This is a genomic window from Mesorhizobium sp. P3_A9 (genome assembly GCF_056402975.1).
This window is the reverse complement of record NZ_JBFUGJ010000518.1, coordinates 1-3,090: the sequence shown is the minus strand read 5'-3', so window position 1 is coordinate 3,090 and position 3,090 is coordinate 1. Positions and strand designations below refer to the sequence as shown.

The 3,090-nt window shown below is 65.7% G+C and carries 3 protein-coding genes; all 3 read right to left on the bottom strand.

Features of this window, described 5'->3' with window-relative positions; all coding sequences use genetic code 11:
- Window positions 1–777, bottom strand: a 777-nt coding sequence (locus tag AC1DX0_RS33675; protein ID WP_477358676.1) for a 3-hydroxyacyl-CoA dehydrogenase, incomplete at its 3' end; no start/stop codon positions are given.
- A gap of 10 nt (window positions 778–787) precedes the next feature.
- Window positions 788–1,594 (bottom strand): SDR family oxidoreductase, encoded by an 807-nt coding sequence (locus AC1DX0_RS33670; protein ID WP_477222294.1) that lies wholly within the window; start codon window positions 1,592–1,594, stop codon window positions 788–790.
- Window positions 1,595–1,607: 13 nt separating this feature from the next.
- Window positions 1,608–3,090 (bottom strand): ABC transporter permease (locus AC1DX0_RS33665; RefSeq protein ID WP_477358674.1); only part of this gene is annotated, 1,483 nt, incomplete at its 5' end.

The window sequence follows — 3,090 nt, the reverse complement described above, 5'->3', positions numbered from 1 at the left end:
CGGGAAGATGTTGGAATAGATGCCCTGGTAGCGTTCAACATAATCTCGCACGCCGCCGGGCGCATTGAGGTCGATGGTTTCGAACGGACCCATGAACGACCAGCGCAGCGCCAGCCCGTCGCGGATGCCGATGTCCACATCCTCGACGCTGGCATAGCCATCCGCGACAAGCCGGAAAGCCTCCTCCAGCAAGGCGCCCTGCAAGCGGTTCATGATGAAGCCGTCGAGCTCGCGCTTCATCACCAGCGGCGCATGGCCGGCGTCGATGAGGAAGGCGCGGGTTCTTTCGAGCGTCTCGGCTGAGGTCCACGGCGCCGGCACCACCTCGGCCGCCGGAATGAGATAGGGCGGGTTGATAGGATGCACGACCAGGCAGCGGTGCCGCCCTTGCAGATGGTCGGTGAATTTCGACGGCAACAGCGCCGAGGTGGAACTGGCAATGACCGTATGCGGGCCGGCAAGGCCATCTATCAGGGAGAACACCTGCCGCTTGATCTCGAGGTTTTCAGGCGTGTTCTCCTGGACATGGACTGCATCGGCCAGCGCCTCCGCCAGCTCCGTTACGATGGCGATGCGGCCAAGCACGGTGTCGACGGATTGCCCGCGCAGCAGATCGTTCGCGGCAAGGTCGCCGAGCACGCCGGCAATATAGTCGCGCGCACCACCCGTCGCGGCAGGCGACTGGTCCCACATGCGTACATCATGGCCGGCGCGGGCGAAGCTGATCGCCCAGGCCCGCCCGATGAACCCGCTTCCGACAATCGCGACATTGGCCATGGATTGTTCCTCAGAGTGTTTCGACGTTGCCGTCGACGCCGAGCGACTGGCCCGAAATGTTGATGCCTGCATCGGACAGCAGGAACGCCACCATCGAGGCCACGTCATAAGGACTGGTCATGCGGCGCAGCGAGATGTTCTGCAGATAACGCCCGGTCATCTCCTCGTGGCTGATGCCGACCTGCTTGGCACGTGCCGAGATGACGCCTTCGATGCGCGGTCCCTCGATGATGCCGGGCAGGATGGCATTGACCCTGATGCCATGCGGCCCGAGCTCCTTGGCGAGGCTCTGCGTGAAACCGATGACGCCGAATTTGGCCGCAGAATAGGGCGTGCGGAACGCATAGCCGTGACGGCCGGCCGCCGATGACATCGACACGATCGAGCCGCCGCCCGCCGCCTTGATCAGCGGCACGGCGCGCCGCGCGCACAGGAACTGGCCGGTCAGGCAGATATCGATGCAGCGCCGCCAGTCGTCCGGCTCGATCTCGTCGACGCCGCCGGTCGGTCCGGCAATGCCGGCATTGTTGATCAGCGCGTCGAGCCCGCCGAGCTTCTCCTTGACCGTCTCGAACAGCCGGTCGACATCATCGTCGCGCGAGACATCCGCCTTGACCGCCGCAACCAGGTCGATCTTGCCCGGCGCGGCGGCCAGCGCTTCGTCGGAAACATCGCAGACGACGATGCGTGCGCCGAGCCGCGACAGCGTGTCGGCGATGGCGAAGCCGATGCCGCCGGCGCCCGCCGTCACCAGCACGCGCTGGCCTTTCAGCCCGGCCAGAAATTCGTCCGCCGATGCGGGTGCCTTTGTGCTCATCGTCCTGTCCTTTTCAATGCAGCCGCCGTTCGCGCAGCGCCATGACGGCACCCAGAACGACCAGCCCGTAGAGAATTGCCCTTGTGGCGTAGGGGAGCGTGGTGCCGGCCAGCAGCATCTGCAGCGCCGTCAAAAGCAGCACGCCGCCGAGCATGCCGAGATAGTGGCCGCGCCCGCCGGTGATCAGCGCGCCGCCGACCACCACCACCGCGATCGACGGCAAGAGATAATCGTCGCCCATGCCAAGGCTCGCCTGGCCGGAAAAGCCGGTCAGCATGATGCCGACGATAGCCGCGCAAACGGCCGACAGCATGTAGACCAGGATCAGTGTGCGCTCGACGCCGATGCCGGACAGCCGCGCCGCGCGCAGCCCGTTGCCGATGCCGTAGACCCGGCGCCCGAACGGCGTGCGTCCGAGCAGCAGCACCGCCCCGACCACGAAGACGACCATCAGCAGGACGATCGGCGTAACGAAACCGAGCTTGGCTGTCATGAACCAGCGCAGCATCGGCGAGGAGAACCCGGCCGGCGTTCCCTGCGAATAGATCAGCGCGAAGCCCTGCAGAATGCCGTTGGTGGCGAGCGTCATGACGATCGGCGAGATGCCGAGATAGGCGATGCCGAAGCCATTGGCGAAGCCGATGGCGCAGGCCATCACCAGCACAACCGGCAAGGCGTAGAGAAGCGCCGAGTCGGAGCCATTGACCATGCCGGCCAGGATGATGCCGGAAATGCCGATCGTCCACGGTACGGAAAGATCGAGGCCGCCGGTCAGGATGACCGTCCCCTGCCCCAGCGCCAGGACGGCGAGGAAGGACGACAGCACCAGCAGGGAATTCCAATAACCCGGGTTGAGGATGGCACGGCCGAGCCAGATTTGGGTGACGATGACGATGATGAGCAGGCAGACATAGGCGGGCAGCGCATAGCGCAGCGTCTCGGCGTTGCGCAGGCGGAAAGCCGGGCGCGGCGCTGCCGAACCGCGCTGGCCTTGCGAAGGCCCAGTGATCTTCAGCCGCCGGTCGATCGGTTCGAGCTGCGAGGGCAATATGCCGGCGCGCCAGGCGGCGATCCGCGCTCGGGCCGCGCGCAGCTGCACGGCAAGCACCGACGCGTGAGACAAGGATCCGGCAAGGGCCGCCAGCACCAGAATGGTGCCTTCCGCGATGGTCGCATAGTAGGCCGATACGTTCAGCACCAGCAGGATGTTCACCACCATCATCAGGATATAGGCGCCGAAAACGCTGCCCACCAGACCGCCCTGCCCGCCGCCAAGGCGCGTGCCGCCGACCACCACTGCCGCGAACATCGACAGCAGCAACGGATTGCCGACCAGCGGGTCGCCACTGCCGGTCTGCGCGCTGATGAACACGCCGGCAAGGCCGTAGCAGCCGCCGGCGATTACATAGACGGCAAAGCGCACCAGCACGACATTGATGCCGACGGCAGCCGCCGAATCCGGGTCGCTGCCGACGGCATAGAGCGCTGTGCCGAAA

What these genes read in the sequence shown, in the direction of transcription:
- AC1DX0_RS33670 (WP_477222294.1), bottom strand. Translation starts at nt 1,594, where the DNA reads ATGAGCACAAAGGCACCCGCATCGGCGGACGAATTTCTGGCCGGGCTG.